Here is a 17866-nt window from a genome sequence, read left to right on the forward strand (position 1 = left end):
ACATCATGAAAAGAATATATTCATCTTTAAAATGTCTGCTTGTAGGAGGGCTTCTGTTAGCATCTCAAGGTTGTGAGATAGATTTGGAGCTAGATGACAGATATACGGATTTAACTGTTTATAAAAATCCGGAGAGCATTGATTTGTACATGGCAGGCATGTACAATGAATTCCATACTTTCAAGTTTGGGCAATTCCCCATAGGGTATGATAATGCCACAGATGGTTTAACAGATATCATGAAATACACCTCCTCGGCAGAGGGGAACGGAACTGTGAATCGTTTGGCTTTTGAGCCTCAGCGGGTGAGCGCTACAAGTCCAAATTTTAACTATTGGAGTGCAGGCTTTAACCGCATACGTAGAATAAATGAATTGATGCATGGTGTCAATACGTATGCTGAAGGGCTCTCCGCAGAGCAGAAAACATTATATGAAGCAGAAGCAAGGTTCATTAGAGGGTACGTATACTTTTGGTTGGTTAAACTGCACGGCAGCGTTGTGCTATTACCCCAACTCACCTCAGAGTCTAACAATCCTAGGTCTAGTGAAGAGGAGAGTTGGAATTTTGTCTTGGCAGATTTCGCTTTTGCAGCTGAGCACCTGCCTACCAAGGCTGAAGCGGGAGCTACTTGGAGAGGACGCGCCACAAAGGATGCCGCATACTCACTGCTAGCAAGGGCCGCGCTTTATGCAGGTTCAATTGCAGAGTATGATAATAAGCAATTCAATAGTGATCCATTAACTGGAATCCCTTCTGCCAAGCAAGGTGAGTTTTACCAAAGGGCAGCCAATGCAGCCGCAGAGGTGATGAAATTAGGCTACAGCCTGCCTAAAGACTTTACCGCCCTTTTTACCACCTCTAATAATGCTGAGGCTATTTTCACGGTGGACTACCAGCGGCCTGGTGTGACCCATACGTATGATAGTAGATTCTCACCACCGGTAGCTGCGGCCAGCAACCGTGCTGAAGGCGTCCCAACCGCTGAATTGGTAGAAGAGTTTGAGATGGCCAATGGCGAAAAGTTCTCTTGGTCAAATCCTGCTCATGCCGCTGCCCCCTACGCCAACCGTGACCCAAGGTTTTATGGTACTGTTCTTTACAACGGCGCAGTTTGGCAAGGTAGAACCCTGGAAACCTTTGTGGGGGGGAATGTAGGTTTTATAGAATATGGTACTGATGCTAACCCTAGCAATACTGTTACCGGCTATTATGTCCGTAAATACCTAGACCCTACCAACACCAATTTTGTTCAAAATAAATCGGCTCAGTCCTGGATGTTGATTCGCTACGCGGAGGTACTGCTTATTTATGCAGAGGCTCAAACGAAGTTAGGTAACCTGCCTGCGGCAAAGAATGCACTTAATGAGGTGAGAGGAAGAGCAAATCTTCCGAATACTCAGGCCCAGACGGCAGCAGAAATGATGAAAGCCATAGAGCATGAGCGTATTGTTGAGCTGGCCTTTGAAGGACACCGCTACTGGGATTTACGCCGCTGGAGAAAAGCCCATATAGTGCTTAATAACAAGCGAGTACATGGTGATAAAATCACTAAGAATGCGGCAGGAAACCTACAGTTTGAGCGTGTAGATGCTGACAAGCAGGACCGGAGATTCTTATCTCAGATGTATTATATCCCTCTGCCGCAGCAAGAAATTGCGAATAACAAGGCATTGAGACAAATACAAGGTTGGTAACATTTAAATCACTTGAAATGAAAAGATATTTCTATAGCTGTACCGTGTTTCTGCTAAGCCTGCTGTTCTTGACCGGCTGTGAGACACCAGAGCCCTTCGAGAACAGTGAAAACAATCAACTGTCTGATATCTGGCTCACCATACCCGGGCAGAAAGACGCCCGCTTTAATGGTAAATATAGTGCCACTGGGGAGACCATCACTTTTGAGATACCTCACTTTTTCCCTGCTGAATCTGATAACGGGGTGGATTTGAAGAATTTGGTTCTTAGAGCCAATATCCCTGTTGATGCCAGAATAACCCCTGCTCTGGGCAACCCAATGGATTTAACACAACCTGTAAAAATTGACGTCGCCTCAGGTACTGGAGCGGTAAAGTCTTACTGGATTGAAGTTAAGAAAGTAGCCGACCTTTCTGTAAGAACAGTAAGCATCATGGTGGATGGGCAGGAAATAACGGGATTTGAGCGCAACGGTGAACTGGTATTCTATGTGGTGCCCGGCGTAGATGTCTCTAATGCTACTCTGAATATAGGTATCAGCCGGCATTCAACCTCTTCTATCCCTTCCGGTTCCCAAATCAACCTGACAAATCCAGTGCCGGTAAAAATCACAGGGGTAGACGGCACAAACAAGACCTATACTCTTGTGGCGGTTCCTCCTCAAAAGCTGAACTACGGAATTGGTATCACAAGAAAGCTATTTGTAAAAGCAGGTTCTGAAGTAGGTGGCTTTGGTGCCCATACAGAAACAAGCTTGTCTGTTAGCGGAGACTATGTAATAGTTGGAACTAACACAACTCCTTCAAGATACCGGATTCTTAACAGAATAACCGGGGCCCTTGTAGGGAATATGACTATGCCAAGTGCCTCTTTCCGTTCTTTCTCTATGGTGAGTGACGAGGCTGGCCATATCATAGGCTCTTCTTTCACTCCTAAGGGCTCAAATTTCCTTATCTACAAATGGGATAATGCCATGGATCAAACCCCTGAGTTGCTTATTACTTACAAAAATGAGTCAAGCTCAACAACAGACGGGGCATTAGGCAGAAGGTTGAGCGTGTACGGAAACCTGAACACCAATGCCGTGATAATGGCAACAGAGTCAAGAAATCAGGTTATTCTAAAATGGGTGGTTTCAGGTGGGAAACTGGTAAGTCAAACGCCTGAAAAGATCACTTATGGTGATCCGATTGGTGCGTGGACATTTATTTCAGATGCGCAGCCCATTTCTTCATCTCCAAATACAGATTTCTTCTTGAACTACGTCAGCGAAATCGCTTTAGTAAGCGGAACCACGGGTAAACGTATTTCGGCTATGCCAAATACCCCTGCACTGGTTGGAGCCTTCCACACGCCAATAGACTACTTTGAGTTTAATAATGCAAAGTACGTTGGAATAGTAGAATATCTGGCTATCTCACTTGACAAAGCAAGAATAGCAATTTTCGATGTAACAGATCCTTCCAAGATCAATGGTGCGTCAATGGCGACAAAAATCTTTACATCAGATCAGATTTCTGGAGCCGCAAACCCGAATGGAACCGCTGATATTGAGGTGGTGGTATCGCCAGACGGTGAAAAAGCTTGGGCCTACCTGCTGCTCACCAATGGTGGAATCATTGGTTATGAGTTGACCAATTATGATCCTAACTAAGCCACACTCTAAGGTTCTTTAGCATGTTTTTAAATAAACTGAAGTATATCATCTTTGCGGGCTGCCTGTTGTTGGCAGCCTGCAAAGACTCCTCAAACGAGGACGAACCTACCCCCACGCCAGAACCCACCGCGCCTGTAAATCCAAAGGATAAGGAGGTACTGGTATGGGTTGAGGCAAGAGCCAATATTTTTGGCACCCATGGTAAGTTCAATGACACGGAACAGATAAAAGTAGTGCTTGACTCTCTCAAGAGTGTAGGCGTAACGGGTTTTGTGGTGGATGTAAAAGGAATCAACGGGTTTACCGTTTATCCCAGTTCCATCGCGCGTCAGCTTACTACTTTGGAGGGACGCTCCCTGCCGCAAGGCGTGGACTATGTGAATTTCTTGATAGAGGAAGGACATAAGCGTCAATTAAAGGTTTACGCTTCAGTGGGAGTGTTTGTAGAAGGAGATAGCTTCCGGAAGATTGGGAAAGTGTTCGATGATCCGAAGTTCAGAGATGAATACCAGAATATAGTCATGACGGAAAGCGGACAGCGTGTTCCGATCACCTCAACGGGTGCCAACGGTTTTGTGAACCCTGCACATCCGGAAGTGCAGGCGTACGAGCAGAGCATTATCAAAGAAGTGGTGACCAAGTACAACATAGATGGCATTATGCTGGACTACTGCCGGTATAATGACATCAACGGCGATTTCTCAGATTATAGCAAGCAGAAATTCATTAAGTACCTGGAAGAGAAATACCAAGACAACAGCGCCAAAGCCATGAATTTTCCGGCCGATATTGTGACCAGCTGGCGCACCAGCAACGGGCAGGTGCTCCCAGCTACCACAGGCAAGTACTATAAGCGCTGGCTCATGTTCAGGGCCAAGACCATCTATGACTTTGTGAAGAGTACCAGACAGGAGGTCAAGAAGATCAAGCCCAACATAAAGTTTGGTGCCTATGTGGGATCCTGGTACACGAGCTATTATCAGGTTGGGGTGAACTGGGCCAGCAAAACCTATGATCCCTTCAACGATCCAACCATCCGTTTTGACTGGGCATATCCTGGTTACAATGAATATGGCTACGCAGAGGAGATGGACCTGCTCATGACGGGTAACTACTTCAAGTACGTGAACCTGACAGATGTGCCCGGTGCCACCAATCAATACCACTGGTGGAGCGTGGAAGGGTCACTCAATGCCGGCAAATACGTGACCAAGGGGAAAGTACCTCTTTTGGGCAGTATAGACATGGGCAATGTACAATGGGATAAGAAAGAAGACATCACCCGCGCCATCCAGCATATTATTAAGAATTCAGATGGGGTCATGCTCTTTGATGTATGCCATGTATATGCTCCACAGTGGAATCAGTTCAAGGAGCCATTGTGGGAAGAGATAAAAGCCGGTATCGGTAAAAAATAGAATAGCCTCTATAGGCAAAATCTTCACTTTAGAAATTTCATGAATAAGTTTACCACTTCTGTAACCGCACTTCTTACAGTGTTGGTGCTGAGCATGTGCTCCAAACCACAGGCTACCTCTTTCGTTGCCCCCTCGGCGCAAGCCAATACCAACCCTATGGGAAATACCAAAGGCCGCAACCTGCTGTACTTTGACGCCACCGCCAACTTCAAGCGGTTTTCGTTCCAGGACTCAATCAAGTACTACCTGGCCAAGTCAAAAGACGCCGGCGTGACCGACGTGATCGTGGACGTGAAGCCGATTTCCGGTGAGGTGCTGTATCCCAGTAAAATTGCGCCGGTCATGAAGGAGTGGGGTGGGTTTACCAAAACCGAGAAGTTCGACCTGCTCTCCGCCTTTATTGAAGAGGCGCATAAACTGGGCATGACCGTGCACGCCTCCACCAACATCTTTGTGGCCGGGCACAACTACTTTGACCGCGGACCTGTGTACAATGATCCCGCCAAGAAAGACTGGCAGTCTTTGAACTACACGGCTGAAGGCATGAAGCCGATTACCACCCTCAAGCACAAATACTCGGCCATGGTAAACCCAGCTTTGCCCGAGGTGCAGAAATACGAGCTTTCTGTCTTGAGAGAATTGGTGAGCAAGTACCCTAAACTGGATGGGGTGGTGCTGGACCGCGTGCGCTACGACGGCATTGAGGCTGATTTTTCTGACGCTTCCAGAAAGATGTTTGAGCAGTACATAGGAAAGCAAGTAGCCAACTTCCCGGCAGATATCTACACCTACTCCAAAGACAGAAAGTCCGAAGATGGCAAGCCGGTGCGGGTGCCGGGCCCCCTTTTCAAGCTATGGATTGAGTGGCGTGCCAAGGTGATCCATGATTTTATCTACGAAGCCCGCGCTGAACTCAAGAAAATCAATCCCAAGCTTATCTTCGGGGATTACACTGGCGCCTGGTACCCCACTTACTACGAGGTAGGCGTGAACTGGGCCAGCAAGGAGTATGACCCGTCGCAGACCTATAGCTGGGCAACGCCAAACTACAAGAATTTCGGCTACGCCGAGGCGCTGGACCTGTACACCACCGGCAGTTACTACTTTGAGGTAGATAAGAAAGAAGCCGCCAACATTGACGTGAACACCGTGAACCGCTCAGAGGCAGGCCAGACACGGGGTACTGAAGACTGGTACACCGTGGAGGGTTCTGCCGAGATGGCCATGAAAATCACCAAAGGCAAAGTGCCCGTGTACGCGGGGCTGTATGTGGAACAGTACAAAGGCCACCCGGAGCAGTTTGTGAAGGCTCTGAAAATGTGCCGTGCCAAATCTGACGGCGCCATGGTGTTTGACATTGTGCACGTGATCAACGAAGGCTGGTGGGCTGAACTGAAGCGAGGTCTAACCGAATAACCCCCGATAATACGATTACCCCTACCGTTTTAGGCCTATTTTCCCAAAAACAGGCCTAAAACAAACCTCATTAATCAACTAGAAAGAACAGGAGAGCGGCTGCCGCCGAAAGAGAAAGCGGCAAGAGAGGAGGAGTACTACACCCAACCATCAGCTAACGATAACAGGCTATGTCAGTTCTTGCCAAACCAGTTGTAGAGAATGCCCCAGCGGCTGAAGCCACCAAACCCGCTGTGCCCGCTAGTGCGCGCGCGTTGGGGATTGATGCCCTGCGCGGCCTGGCCATCATAGGCATGGTGTTCTCCGGGGTATTTCCGCACGAGGCGCCGTGGTCGGGCTGGATGTTCCATGCCCAGGTAGGTCCGCCTGATTTTACTTATACGCCCCAGGTGCCGGGTATTACGTGGGTAGACCTGGTGTTCCCGTTCTTCTTGTTTGCCATGGGCGCAGCGTTCCCGCTGGCCATGGGTAGAAAACTAGAGCAGGGGCAGTTCTCTGAGGTGCTCTTGAACGTGTTCAAGCGGGGCGCGCTGCTGCTGTTTTTCGCCATCATTCTCCGGCACCTGAACTGGTTTGGCCTGCAGGGGCCCGGATGGGTCAACCAACTTACCTCCTTGCTCACGTTTGGGTGCTTTTTCCTGGTGTTCATGCGGTTTCCGCAGGTGAGCAGCGGCAAGGCGACCGGGTTGAAGCTGGCGGGCTTTGGCATCATTGCGGCACTGCTGTGGGCGCACGTCACCTTTACGGAGTTCACGTTTGACCACAACCGCAACGACATCATTATTATGGTGCTGGCCAACATGGCTGTGTTCGGTTCCCTTATCTATATACTCACCCGCCACAACCTGCTGCTGCGCATGGGCACGCTGGCATTCTTTGCCGCAATTAGGCTTACGCATGATATAGAAGGCAGCTGGACCAGCGCCATTTGGGATTTCCACCCTTCCGTGAAGTGGATGTACCAGTTCATGTTCCTGAAATACCTGTGCATTGTGCTACCTGGCTCGGTGCTGGGTGATTTGCTGGTGAAATTCCGTAGCCCTGCTGCCGGCCAGGGGGCGGGTGTCTCCAAGGGTTTGCTGTCGCTCCTTTGCTTTGCGTTGGTGGTGGGGAACCTGTACGGCCTTTACACCCGCCAGATTGGGCTCACGCTGGCCCTGGATGCGGTGCTGAGCGGGGCGGGCCTGTGGCTCCTGAGAAAACCCGTTGCCACGCAGGAGCAGCTGTTCCAGAAGCTCTTTGGCTGGGGCGTGTTCTTTTTGTTCCTGGGGCTCACGTTTGAACCCTATGAAGGGGGCATCAAGAAAGACCCATCTTCTTACAGCTTCTGGTTCCTGACCAGCGGACTGGCCTTTTTCGCTTACATCCTCTGCGAGTTGCTCTCGCAGAGACTCTCCCAGAACCTATTCTGGAAATCCATCATCCAGTCGGGCCAGAACCCCATGGTGGCGTACGTGGCCACGGCGTTTCTGGTGTCTCCGCTGCTGGCGCTCACCCACCTGGCTGAGGGGCTGGAGGCGCTGCGCGAGGCCAACGTGTACCTGGGCGTGGTGAAGACCTTTGTCATTACCGGGGCCGTGGTGGCTGTCACGGCTTTCACCACCCGCAAAGGCTGGTTCTGGCGCACCTAGAATTATTTGAGTACTAAACAACAAACACAATAAAAACCGCCCCATAATTTAAAGAGAATGAACTTAAGCACCTTAGATATTGCCATCATCTTTGCTTACATCGTGGGCATTTTGGGCATCGGGTTTTACATCTCCAAGAAAGCCTCTACTGACATGCAGAGTTACTTTCTGGGAGGCAACACCATGAAGTGGTATTACCTGGGCCTCAGTAACGCCTCTGGCATGTTTGACGTGTCAGGGACCATGTGGACGGTGATGATCCTGTTTGTGTACGGCCTCAAGAGCGCCTGGATTCCGTGGCTCTGGCCCGTGTGGAACCAGGTATTCGTGTTCGTGTTCTTGGCCATCTGGATGCGCCGCTCCAAGGTCATGACCGGGGCGCAGTGGATCACCTTCCGCTTCGGGGATGGGAGAGGAGCCAAGCTGTCGCACATCATCATCGTGGCCTTTGCCGTGATCAGCGTGCTCGGGTTTATCGCCTACTTTTTTGAAGGGATAGGTAAACTGTGTGTCATCATCCTGCCCTGGGACATGAGTTTTATGCTAGGCGATTGGCTGGTGTCTTCTGAGCGGTCGTATGCCCTGATCATCTGCGCCATTACAACCCTCTACACCGTGAAAGGCGGTATGTACAGCGTGGTGGCCACCGAGATTCTGCAGTTCATCATCATGACTATTTCCTGCTTCGTGATTGGCTACGTGGCCTATACTTCTGTGAGTGCGGAGCAAATCAACGCCGTCATTCCGGAGGGTTGGAAAGACCTCACCTTTGGCTGGAACCTGGACCTGGACTGGAGCAACACGCCGTTCCCGGCCGTGAACCAGAAACTGGAAACCGATGGCTTTGACCTCTTCGGGCTGCTGTTCATGATGATGCTGTTCAAAGGAATCTTCGCTTCCATTGCCGGTCCGGTGCCTTCGTATGACATGCAGCGGGTGCTTTCGGCGCGCACGCCTTCAGAGGCGGCCAAGATGAGCTTCACCACCATCTGGGTCATGTACATTCCACGCTATCTGATGGTGGCCGGTTTTGCGGTGCTGGCGCTGGTATACCTGGGGCCTGAACTCAACAGCATGGGCGCCAACATGGACTTTGAGAAGATCCTGCCCTTCGCCATCAACAAGTTTGTGCCCGACGGATTCAGGGGCCTGTTGCTGGCCGGTTTGCTGGCGGCCTTCATGGGTACGTTCTCGGCGTTCGTGAACTCGGCCCCGGCCTATATTGTCAACGACATCTACCGCAAATACATCAACCCCAACGCCAGCGACAAGAAGTACGTGCGCCTGAGCATCATCTCCTCTATTGTGCTGGTGATGGTGGGCATCGTGTTCGGCTTCAACGCCGGCTCTCTGAATAAACTCACGCTCTGGATTACCTCAGCGCTGTACGGGGGCTACGTGGCAGCCAACGTGCTCAAGTGGGTATGGTGGCGCTTCACCGGCTACGGCTACTTCTACGGCATGCTGTTCGGCCTTATTGCCTCCACCATCAAGCTGTTCGTGTTCCCTGAGATTGTGGACATCTACGTGTTCCCTATCATTTTACTGTTCTCTTTGATTGGCTGTCTGGTGGGTACCTACATGTCGCCGCTGCCTAACCGCGAGGCCGTGAAGAACTACTACCGCGAGACGCGCCCATGGGGTTTCTGGGGACCAATCAAGCGCGAGGTGATGGCTGAAGATCCTTCTTTTGTGCCCAACAAAGAAGGCAGCCGCGATGCCATGAACATTCTGGTAGGTATTGTCTGGCAGATGTCGCAGGTGCTCATTCCTATCTACTTCATGATTAAGGAGAACTACTACATGGCCGCCTGGGTGGTAGTGCTCATTATCACCTCTGTGTTCCTGAAGAAGAACTGGTGGGACAAACTCAAGGAAGCCGATGAGGATTTCGTGAACAAGCCCATGGAAGAGAAGGAACTGGTAAAGGTTGGCTAGGCAGATGCGGAAGATAACAGCAATGGGCCTGCTTTTAGCGGCTGGGCTTTTCTCTACCCCGGCCTTGGCCCAGCAGGAGCCAGCCAAGATTGATAGCAGCTACGGCGGCGGCCATTACAACATGCGCCTGGATTTTTACCGCAGCATGCCCAACCAGAAGAATGAGATCGTGTTCCTGGGCAACAGCATCACCGAGGTGGGGGAGTGGCAGGAGCTGCTTCCGGGCCGGCCGGTGGTGAACCGGGGCATCAGCGGCGATGTGGTCTGGGGCGTGCTGGCCCGCCTGGATGAGGTAGTGGCTTCCAAGCCGGCTAAAATCTTCCTCGCCATTGGCGTGAACGACATCAAGCGGGGCGTGCCTACGGCGGCCATTGCCGGGGCTTACCGCCGCATTCTGCAGCGCATCAGGAAGGAGAGCCCCAAGACCGAAGTGTACGTGCAAAGCGTGCTTCCGGTCAACGAGGGCATGCTGGCCGCCATCTACAAGAACATCACCAACGCCCGCATCCATGATCTGAACACGCAGCTGCAGGCCCTGGCCAAAGAATTCCGCTACACCTACGTCAATATCCACCCGGCCCTGGTAGACGCCACCGGCCAACTAGATAGGGATTTGAGCACCGATGGACTGCACCTGAAACTGGTGGCCTACACCAAATGGGTGGAGCAACTGAAGAAGGCAAAAGCTCTGTAGCTGTTATGGTGCCGTTTTTCAGAAAACGGCACCATAACAGAATTTGAGGGGTAGGCTTTGAAAGAGTAGCAAAGGAGGAAAATCTTCCAGTAGCCGGGCTTCGAATCAAAAAAGTGTTTAAGGCCTGTTTTGGGGAAAACAAATGCAAAAGGGAAACGGAAAAAAGATGGGAACAGACACCTTGTTATTTCAAGTTTTGCGGAGGGTAGGGGCAGCGATGTTTTGCTTTCTCTCATCATGGAACGCTTTTGCCCAAACGGCCCAGTTGGACAGCAACTACGTGAACCCGCATTATGAGCTGCGCCAAAAGGAGTTCCGGACCCAGGCCATTTCCAGGAATGCCGTCGTGTTCCTGGGCAACAGCATCACGGCGCGGGGAAACTGGGCGCAGTTGCTGCCGGGCGTGCCTGTGGCTAACCGCGGAATTGGCGGTGACATCACCCACGGCGTGTTGGCCCGACTAGACAGTATTCTGGCCGCCAAGCCCAGCAAGATTTTCCTGCTCATCGGCATCAATGACTTGTCGCGCCGGTTTCCGGAGGCGGTTATCCTGCAGAACTATGAGCGGCTGGTACGGCGCGTGAAACAGCAGTCGCCCAAAACTAGGCTGTACGTGCAGAGCGTGTTGCCGCTACGCGATGAAATGCTAAAGCCAGACTACCTCAAAGGCCTAAACCCAGCAGTGACCAGCCTCAATACACAGCTACAAACTTTCACAAAAAAGCACAAGCTCACCTACATCAACCTGCACCCGGTTTTTGCCGATGCCAATGGCCAACTCAAAAAGGAATACTCACTAGACGGTATCCACGTCACAGACGGGGCCTACCCGGTGTGGGTGCAGTACCTGAAAGAAAAGAAATACCTGTAGCTATCCAATGTTAAGACATATAGTCATCAAAAATTTAAAATTAAATGATGTTTCAGATACAGAAATACAATTTTGATGCTATCACCAGGAAGAGAGTTATAACAATAATGGCATTTCTATTCTGTGTCAGTTTTGGTGCCACAGGACAACACCATGAGCTTCTGAACCTAACAGAAAAACAGGTAAGGCAGAAAGTAAAAGCTTACCATTCTGTCACTAGAGACTCTTCTGAACATGAGTTTGTACCGTTTCTCATTTTTAGAAACAACAAGAATGAGGTAGAACTCATCTGTACCTTCTTTGCTGGAAAGTGCTACATGGCCCAGTACTATTCCTTAAAAGAAACCCTTGATTCAGCTGTAAAGTCTGCAGATAAACAATATGACAGGATTGGGAATAACTATTGGAGAGACAGAAAAGGGCAATTTGAAGTCCAGATCATCAGCACTCCAGATAAGGTGATAACGATGTACAACAGAGGAGTTTCTCATTACGATTGAGCTACTATACCTGTAATAAATTAACTGTTACATATGGTAATCGACAGTGTCGGCAGAAGGCCGCTTCCAAGCTTGCTCGGAGACGGAAACTCAGAAAGCTTCGCTGGTCAGTTACCTCATTTTGAATACACACGCATGAAGATTACCGGAACCTTTATAGACGAAATCTCCCACGACATCCCGCACCAGAACTGGGGCCGCGAGGAGTGGGACTGCGATTTCGGGTACATGAAAGCCGTGGGCATTGACACGGTCATCATGATCAGAAGCGGCTACCGCCGATTCATCACCTACCCATCCCCCTACCTGCAGCAGCACTACGGCTGCTATGAGCCGCCCGTGGATCTGGTGCAGATGTTCCTGGAACTGGCCGAGAAACACAGCCTCAAGTTCTACTTCGGGTTGTATGACAGCGGGCATTACTGGGACACCGGCAACCTGCAGTCAGAAATTGATGCCAACCGCTACGTCATTGACGAGGTCTGGAAACAGTACGGCCACTTCAAGAGCTTTGGCGGCTGGTACCTGAGCATGGAAATCAGCCGCAAGACCAAAGGCGCCACCGAGGCCTTCCGGACGCTGGGGCAGCAGTGCAAAGACGTGAGCGGCGGCCTGCCCACCTTCATCTCGCCTTGGATAGACGGCAAGAAAGCGGTGATGGCGGCCACGGCGCAATTGTCAAAAGAAGACGCGGTTTCCCTGCGCCAGCACGAGGAGGAGTGGAGCGAAATCTTTTCTGGCTTGCAGGGTTCAGTAGACGCCGTGGCCTTTCAGGACGGGCACATTGATTACCATGAACTGGAGGACTTCTTCGCCATCAACAAGAAAATGGCTGACACGTTTGGCCTGCAGTGCTGGACCAACGCCGAGAGCTTTGACCGCGACATGCCCATCAAGTTCCTGCCCATCAAGTTTGAGAAACTGCGCCTGAAATTAGAGGCCGCCCGCAAGGCCGGCTATGACAAGGCCATCACCTTTGAGTTCTCCCATTTCATGAGCCCGCAGAGCGCCTACCTGCAGGCGGGCCACTTATACAATAGATACAAAGAGTACCTACAGAGTCTACGCTAATCAAATATTATATGCATCATTATTCTGCGCTGTACAAACAGGAGTTGTTGGAGAACGTTGTTCCTTTCTGGATAAAACATTCTAAGGACGAGAAACATGGGGGTTTCTTTACGTGTTTAGACCAATTCGGGAAAGTATACGACACAGATAAATTCATTTGGCTACAGGGCCGCGAGACCTGGATGTTCTCCATGTTGTATGACAAGGTAGAGCAGAAGCAGGAGTGGCTGGACATGGCCGTGCACGGCGCTGATTTCCTCAAGAAACACGGCCGTGACGCCGAGGGAAACTTCTATTTCTCCCTGACCCAGAGTGGCCAGCCGCTGGTGCAGCCGTACAATATCTTCTCAGACTGCTTTGCCGCCATGGGCTTTGGGGCCCTCTACAAGGTAAAGCCCGAGGACGAGTACGCCGACATTGCCCGCAAGACCTTCCAGAACATTCTGGCCCGGCGGGAAAACCCCAAAGGCAAGTACAGCAAGGCGTACCCCGGTACTCGCAGCCTGCGCAACTTCTCCCTGCCCATGATTCTGAGCAACCTCTCTCTGGAGATGGAGCACCTGTTGGACAAAAGCCAGGTAGATACCCTCATGCAGGAAATCATGCATGAGGTGATGAACGTGTTCTACCATGAGGAGAGCGGCCTTATCCTGGAGAACGTCTACCAGGACGGCTCCTTCGCTGATTGCTACGAGGGGCGTGTCATTAACCCGGGCCACATCATTGAGGCCATGTGGTTCATCATGGACCTGGCCTTGCGCCTGGGCGATAAGGCGCTGGTGGACAAGACCATTGAGATTGCTCTCAACGCCCTGGACTACGGCTGGGACAAGGAGTTTGGCGGTCTGTTCTATTTCAAAGACATCAAAGGGCACCCGCTGCAGCAGCTGGAGTGGGACCAGAAACTGTGGTGGCCGCACGTAGAGGCGTTGGTGTGCATGGCCAAGGCTTACGCCGCCACCGGCGATGAGCGTTGCCAGAAGTGGTTTGACAAACTGCATGACTACACCTGGAACAGCTTTAGAGATGAGCAGTACGGCGAGTGGTTCGGGTACCTGAACCGCCGTAACGAAGTCCTGCTGTCTCTTAAAGGCGGCAAGTGGAAAGGCTGTTTCCATATTCCGCGCGGCCTCTACCAGGTCTACAAAACGCTGGAGAACGTACCGGCAGTAACCCCGGAAATTACCCTCTCTTCCCGATAGGGAATAACCCGGCGCCAGTTCCCCTTCCAGTGGGGCGGGCGCCAGCATTTCTTTTGCCCGCTTTCTGTTTTTAGGCCGTTTTGGCCAAAACAGGCCTAAAGCAGCCACCACCCGCGCCCCTTCCCTCCAAACCTAACCAACAAACCTATGATATCGTTTTTCGTCTCTGTGCTGGCCCTGATTGTAGGGTACTGGCTGTACTCCAAAGTAGTGGAGCGTATCTTCGGCATGGACCCAGGCCGGCCTACGCCCGCCATCACCATGGAAGACGGGGTAGACTACGTGGCCCTGCCGCAATGGAAAATCTTCCTCATCCAGTTCCTCAACATCGCCGGCCTGGGGCCCATCTTCGGGGCGGTAGCCGGGGCCATGTGGGGCCCCGCCGCATTCGTCTGGATTGTGCTGGGCTCCATCTTCGCCGGAGGCGTGCATGACTATTTCTCCGGCATGCTGTCTTTGCGGCACGGCGGCGAGAGCATCACCGAGACCACGGGCCGGTATTTGGGCAACAACATGAAGCAGTTCATGCGAGTGTTCACCATCATCCTCATGGTCATGCTGGGCGCGGTGTTCATCATGGGGCCCGCCAAAATCCTAGACGATATCTCAGGCGGGGCCGGTGGTGGGGTGACAATGTGGGTCTGGATTATCTTCCTCTACTATTTCCTGTCTACCATCCTGCCCATTGACCAGTTGATTGGCCGCCTCTACCCCTTGTTTGGCGTGGCCATGCTGTTCATGGCAGTGGGTATTTCGGCGGTGATGTTCACCGAAGGCCTGCACGTACCGGAGGTCACCTTTGACAGCCTCTACAACCAGCACAGTAGCCCAGAGAAATTCCCGCTGTTCCCTATGCTGTTCGTGACGGTAGCCTGCGGGGCCATCTCGGGCTTCCATGCCTCGCAGTCGCCGTTGATGGCGCGCTGCATGACCAATGAACGGCAGGGGCGGAGCATCTTCTTCGGGGCCATGATTACCGAGGGTGTGGTGGCCTTAATCTGGGCCGCCATCAGTATGAGTTTCTTTGGCGGCGTACGCGAGCTGAACGAGACCATGGCGCTGCAGAACGGCAACGCGGCCTGGGTGGTGAGTAAGATTTCTAATTCCCTCCTGGGCGAAGTAGGTGGCGTGCTGGCATTGCTGGGCGTGGTGGCGGCGCCCATTACCTCTGGCGACACCGCTTTTAGGAGCGCCCGCCTCATTGTGGCGGATTTCCTGAAGTCTGACCAGGGACCCTTTAAGAACCGCATCCTCATCAGTATCCCGCTTTTTGCGGCCGGTTACGCCCTTACCCTGGTAGATTTTGGGGTGGTGTGGCGCTATTTCGCCTGGACGAACCAGTCTTTGGCCACGGTGGTGCTGTGGGTGGTGACGGCCTACCTCATCCAGGAGAAAAAGCAGTACTGGGTAACCCTGGTGCCGGCCGTGTTCATGACAGCCGTGGCTACTTCCTATATTCTGGTGGCCCCGGAGGGTTTCCAGTTGCCCATTGAAGTGGCCTATGCGATAGGTTTCTCGGTGGCGCTGGCGCTGCTGGTCTTTACGCTGGTGAGGGTGGCCAAAGGCAAACGGACCCCCGTGGCGCAACTGGTCAAATAAGAAAATTTGGGTCGCTGTTTCCCGTTCCGGGCCTGTTTTTCCGGAAACGGCCCTGAAACGGAGCGGCTGCCTATCTTATATTTTCCGCCGTCCATTCTTCCCTGTCGGGTCTCATTTGAAGGCCTGCTCCATTCCCCTGCGTATGAAAAGGTCCTTGTTTGTAGTCTGTTTTTGGTTGGTGCTCTGGCTGCCGTTGGCGGCCCAGGAGAATGCCAGGCCCCCTATCGCGCTTATCCCGGAGCCTGTGTCCTGGCAGGCCAAACCGGGCAGCTTCAGGATAACTTCCAAGACCGTGATTGAAGTGGCCGCCCGTGATGCCGCCCACCTGGGCGTGGCCCGGCTGCTGGCCCAGCGCCTGCGGGTGCCTACCGGTTACCCCGTGCCAGTGGTGAAAACGAAAGGCAACGTCGGCGCCATCCGGTTGGCTTTGAACGCTACCCCCGTGGCCCGGCTGGGCCAGGAAGGATACACCCTGGAAGTAAGTCCGCAGCAGGTACTCATCACCGCTAATGCCCCCGCCGGGTGGTTCTACGCCATCCAGACGTTCATGCAGCTGCTGCCCCCCGCCGCGGAGAGCGTGAAGAAAGTGACGGGCACCGCCTGGGCCGTGCCGGCGATAAGCGTGGAGGATTACCCGCGGTTTGCCTGGCGGGGCCTGATGGTGGACGTAAGCCGCCATTTCTTCCCCAAAGAGGTCATCAAGTCCTACCTGGACCAGATGGCCCGGTACAAGCTCAACACCTTCCATTGGCACCTCACCGATAACCAGGGCTGGCGCGTGGAAATCAAAAGCCTGCCCAAACTCACCGAGGTAGGCGCCTGGCGGGTGCCCCGCACCGGCTACTGGAAAGGCTTCACCGCCCCGGAGCCCGGCGAAGCCGCCACCGACGGCGGCTTTTACTCGCAGGAAGACATCAAGGAAATCATTGCCTACGCCGCCGAGCGGTTCGTGACCATTGTGCCGGAGGTGGACGTGCCGGGCCACAGCCTCGCGCTTATCGCCTCGTACCCCAACCTGTCCTGTACCCAGACGCCTCAGCAGGTGCTGGCCGGCGACCCCTGGAACCCCAAGCGCACCAACGTACTCTGCATCGGGAACGACTCTACCTTCACTGAGCTGGAAAAGGTGTTCACGGAGCTGGCCCAGCTGTTCCCCGGCGAGTACCTGCACATGGGCGGCGATGAGGTGACCCGCACCTACTGGGACAAATGCGCCAAATGCCAGAAGCGTATCAAAGCCGAAGGCCTCAAGAATTCAGAGGAACTGCAGACCTATTTCCTGAAGCGGATGGCCCGCATTATTGAAAGCAAGGGCAAGAAAGTGATGGGCTGGTACGAGAAACTTGAGGGCGGCCTGGCCCCTAACATGGCGGTGATGAGCTGGAAAGACATGAAAGGTGGCATTGCCGCCTCTAACCTGGGCCACAAGGTGGTCATGACCCCCGCCTTCCACACCTACCTGGACTTCTACCAGGGCGACCCTTTCCTGGAGAATGGTCCTTTCACAGTGACCCGCCTTTCGTCCACGTACAATTTTGACCCTTTGCCCCAGGAAGCCAACCCAAGCAATGTGCTGGGCGGGCAGGGGAGCCTGTGGACGGAGCAGGTGGCTCATGAGCGCAAGCTTCAGTTCATGACCTGGCCCCGCGGTCTTTCCCTGGCCGAGGTCTTCTGGACTCCCCAGGCCAAGCGCCAGTGGGACGCCTTCGTGCCGCGCCTGGAGGCGCACCTGCCCCGGCTAGAGGCCGCCCACGTGAACTACGCCACCCATTTCTACGAGCCCATTATCTCAGCGGTGAAAGACAGCGCCGGCGTCATGAAAGTGGTATTGTCTTCTGAAATAAAGGGGGTAGATATGTATTACACCTTTGATGACTCTAACCCAGACAAGTTCTACCCCAAATACCAGGGAAAACCGCTGGACGTGCCCAAAGGGGCGCACCACATCAGGGCCATCAGTTACCGGCATGGCAAACCCGTGGGCCGCGAAATCAACCTTCCTCTTACCGAGGTGGAGAAGCGGGTCCGGAAATAGAGATGGCTTTCTGTTTAAGGCCTGGTTTTACAAAAATTGACCCGAAACTGATTGCCGTCTCTGCGTCTACTGCATCTGCCCGGGACTTGGGGGGCATTGTCTGTATTATCCATTACCTAACCTTATAATTCCATGA

General features: G+C 52.7%; 13 protein-coding genes. All 13 read left to right on the forward strand.

What is annotated here, in order from left to right; genetic code table 11:
• The first annotated feature begins 5 nt into the window (after positions 1-5).
• The 13 genes from FOE74_RS05040 (at position 6) to FOE74_RS05100 (ending at position 17730) form a co-directional block, all read left to right on the forward strand.
• Positions 6-1697 (forward strand): RagB/SusD family nutrient uptake outer membrane protein, encoded by a 1692-nt coding sequence (locus tag FOE74_RS05040; protein ID WP_149097515.1) that lies wholly within the window; start codon positions 6-8, stop codon positions 1695-1697.
• Between the two features lie 17 nt (positions 1698-1714).
• A complete protein-coding gene (locus tag FOE74_RS05045; RefSeq protein WP_149097516.1) occupies positions 1715-3352 on the forward strand; it encodes a DUF5018 domain-containing protein in 1638 nt (545 codons plus the stop codon).
• A 23-nt stretch (positions 3353-3375) separates the two neighbouring features.
• On the forward strand, positions 3376-4773 hold the full coding sequence (locus FOE74_RS05050; protein WP_149097517.1) for an alpha amylase family protein: 1398 nt from the start codon (positions 3376-3378) through the stop codon (positions 4771-4773).
• 39 nt (positions 4774-4812) lie between these two features.
• Positions 4813-6189, forward strand: a complete 1377-nt coding sequence (locus FOE74_RS05055; protein ID WP_225840667.1) for an alpha amylase family protein — start codon at positions 4813-4815, stop codon at positions 6187-6189.
• A 170-nt stretch (positions 6190-6359) separates the two neighbouring features.
• Positions 6360-7820 carry a DUF5009 domain-containing protein gene (locus tag FOE74_RS05060; protein ID WP_149097518.1) on the forward strand — a complete coding sequence of 487 codons (1461 nt, stop codon included), beginning with the start codon at positions 6360-6362 and terminating at the stop codon, positions 7818-7820.
• A 57-nt stretch (positions 7821-7877) separates the two neighbouring features.
• Positions 7878-9758: a sodium:solute symporter family protein gene (locus tag FOE74_RS05065; protein WP_149097519.1), complete on the forward strand. Its 1881-nt coding sequence runs from the start codon at positions 7878-7880 to the stop codon at positions 9756-9758.
• Between the two features lie 4 nt (positions 9759-9762).
• Positions 9763-10452: a GDSL-type esterase/lipase family protein gene (locus FOE74_RS05070; RefSeq protein WP_149097520.1), complete on the forward strand. Its 690-nt coding sequence runs from the start codon at positions 9763-9765 to the stop codon at positions 10450-10452.
• 217 nt (positions 10453-10669) lie between these two features.
• Complete coding sequence (locus FOE74_RS05075) at positions 10670-11323, forward strand: GDSL-type esterase/lipase family protein (RefSeq protein ID WP_188686419.1); 654 nt, start codon at positions 10670-10672, stop codon at positions 11321-11323.
• Between the two features lie 44 nt (positions 11324-11367).
• Complete coding sequence (locus FOE74_RS05080) at positions 11368-11823, forward strand: hypothetical protein (RefSeq protein WP_149097522.1); 456 nt, start codon at positions 11368-11370, stop codon at positions 11821-11823.
• A 135-nt stretch (positions 11824-11958) separates the two neighbouring features.
• Positions 11959-12894 carry a DUF4434 domain-containing protein gene (locus FOE74_RS05085; protein ID WP_188686421.1) on the forward strand — a complete coding sequence of 312 codons (936 nt, stop codon included), beginning with the start codon at positions 11959-11961 and terminating at the stop codon, positions 12892-12894.
• 11 nt (positions 12895-12905) lie between these two features.
• The gene (locus tag FOE74_RS05090) at positions 12906-14096 is read left to right on the forward strand and encodes an AGE family epimerase/isomerase (RefSeq protein WP_149097524.1); all 1191 of its coding nucleotides are present in this window, start codon (positions 12906-12908) and stop codon (positions 14094-14096) included.
• A gap of 147 nt (positions 14097-14243) precedes the next feature.
• Complete coding sequence (locus FOE74_RS05095) at positions 14244-15695, forward strand: carbon starvation CstA family protein (protein WP_149097525.1); 1452 nt, start codon at positions 14244-14246, stop codon at positions 15693-15695.
• A 142-nt stretch (positions 15696-15837) separates the two neighbouring features.
• Positions 15838-17730: a beta-N-acetylhexosaminidase gene (locus tag FOE74_RS05100; protein WP_149097526.1), complete on the forward strand. Its 1893-nt coding sequence runs from the start codon at positions 15838-15840 to the stop codon at positions 17728-17730.
• Positions 17731-17866 lie beyond the last annotated feature (136 nt).

The sequence above is a fragment of the Rufibacter glacialis genome (genome assembly GCF_008271745.1).
Lineage (GTDB): Bacteria > Bacteroidota > Bacteroidia > Cytophagales > Hymenobacteraceae > Nibribacter > Nibribacter glacialis.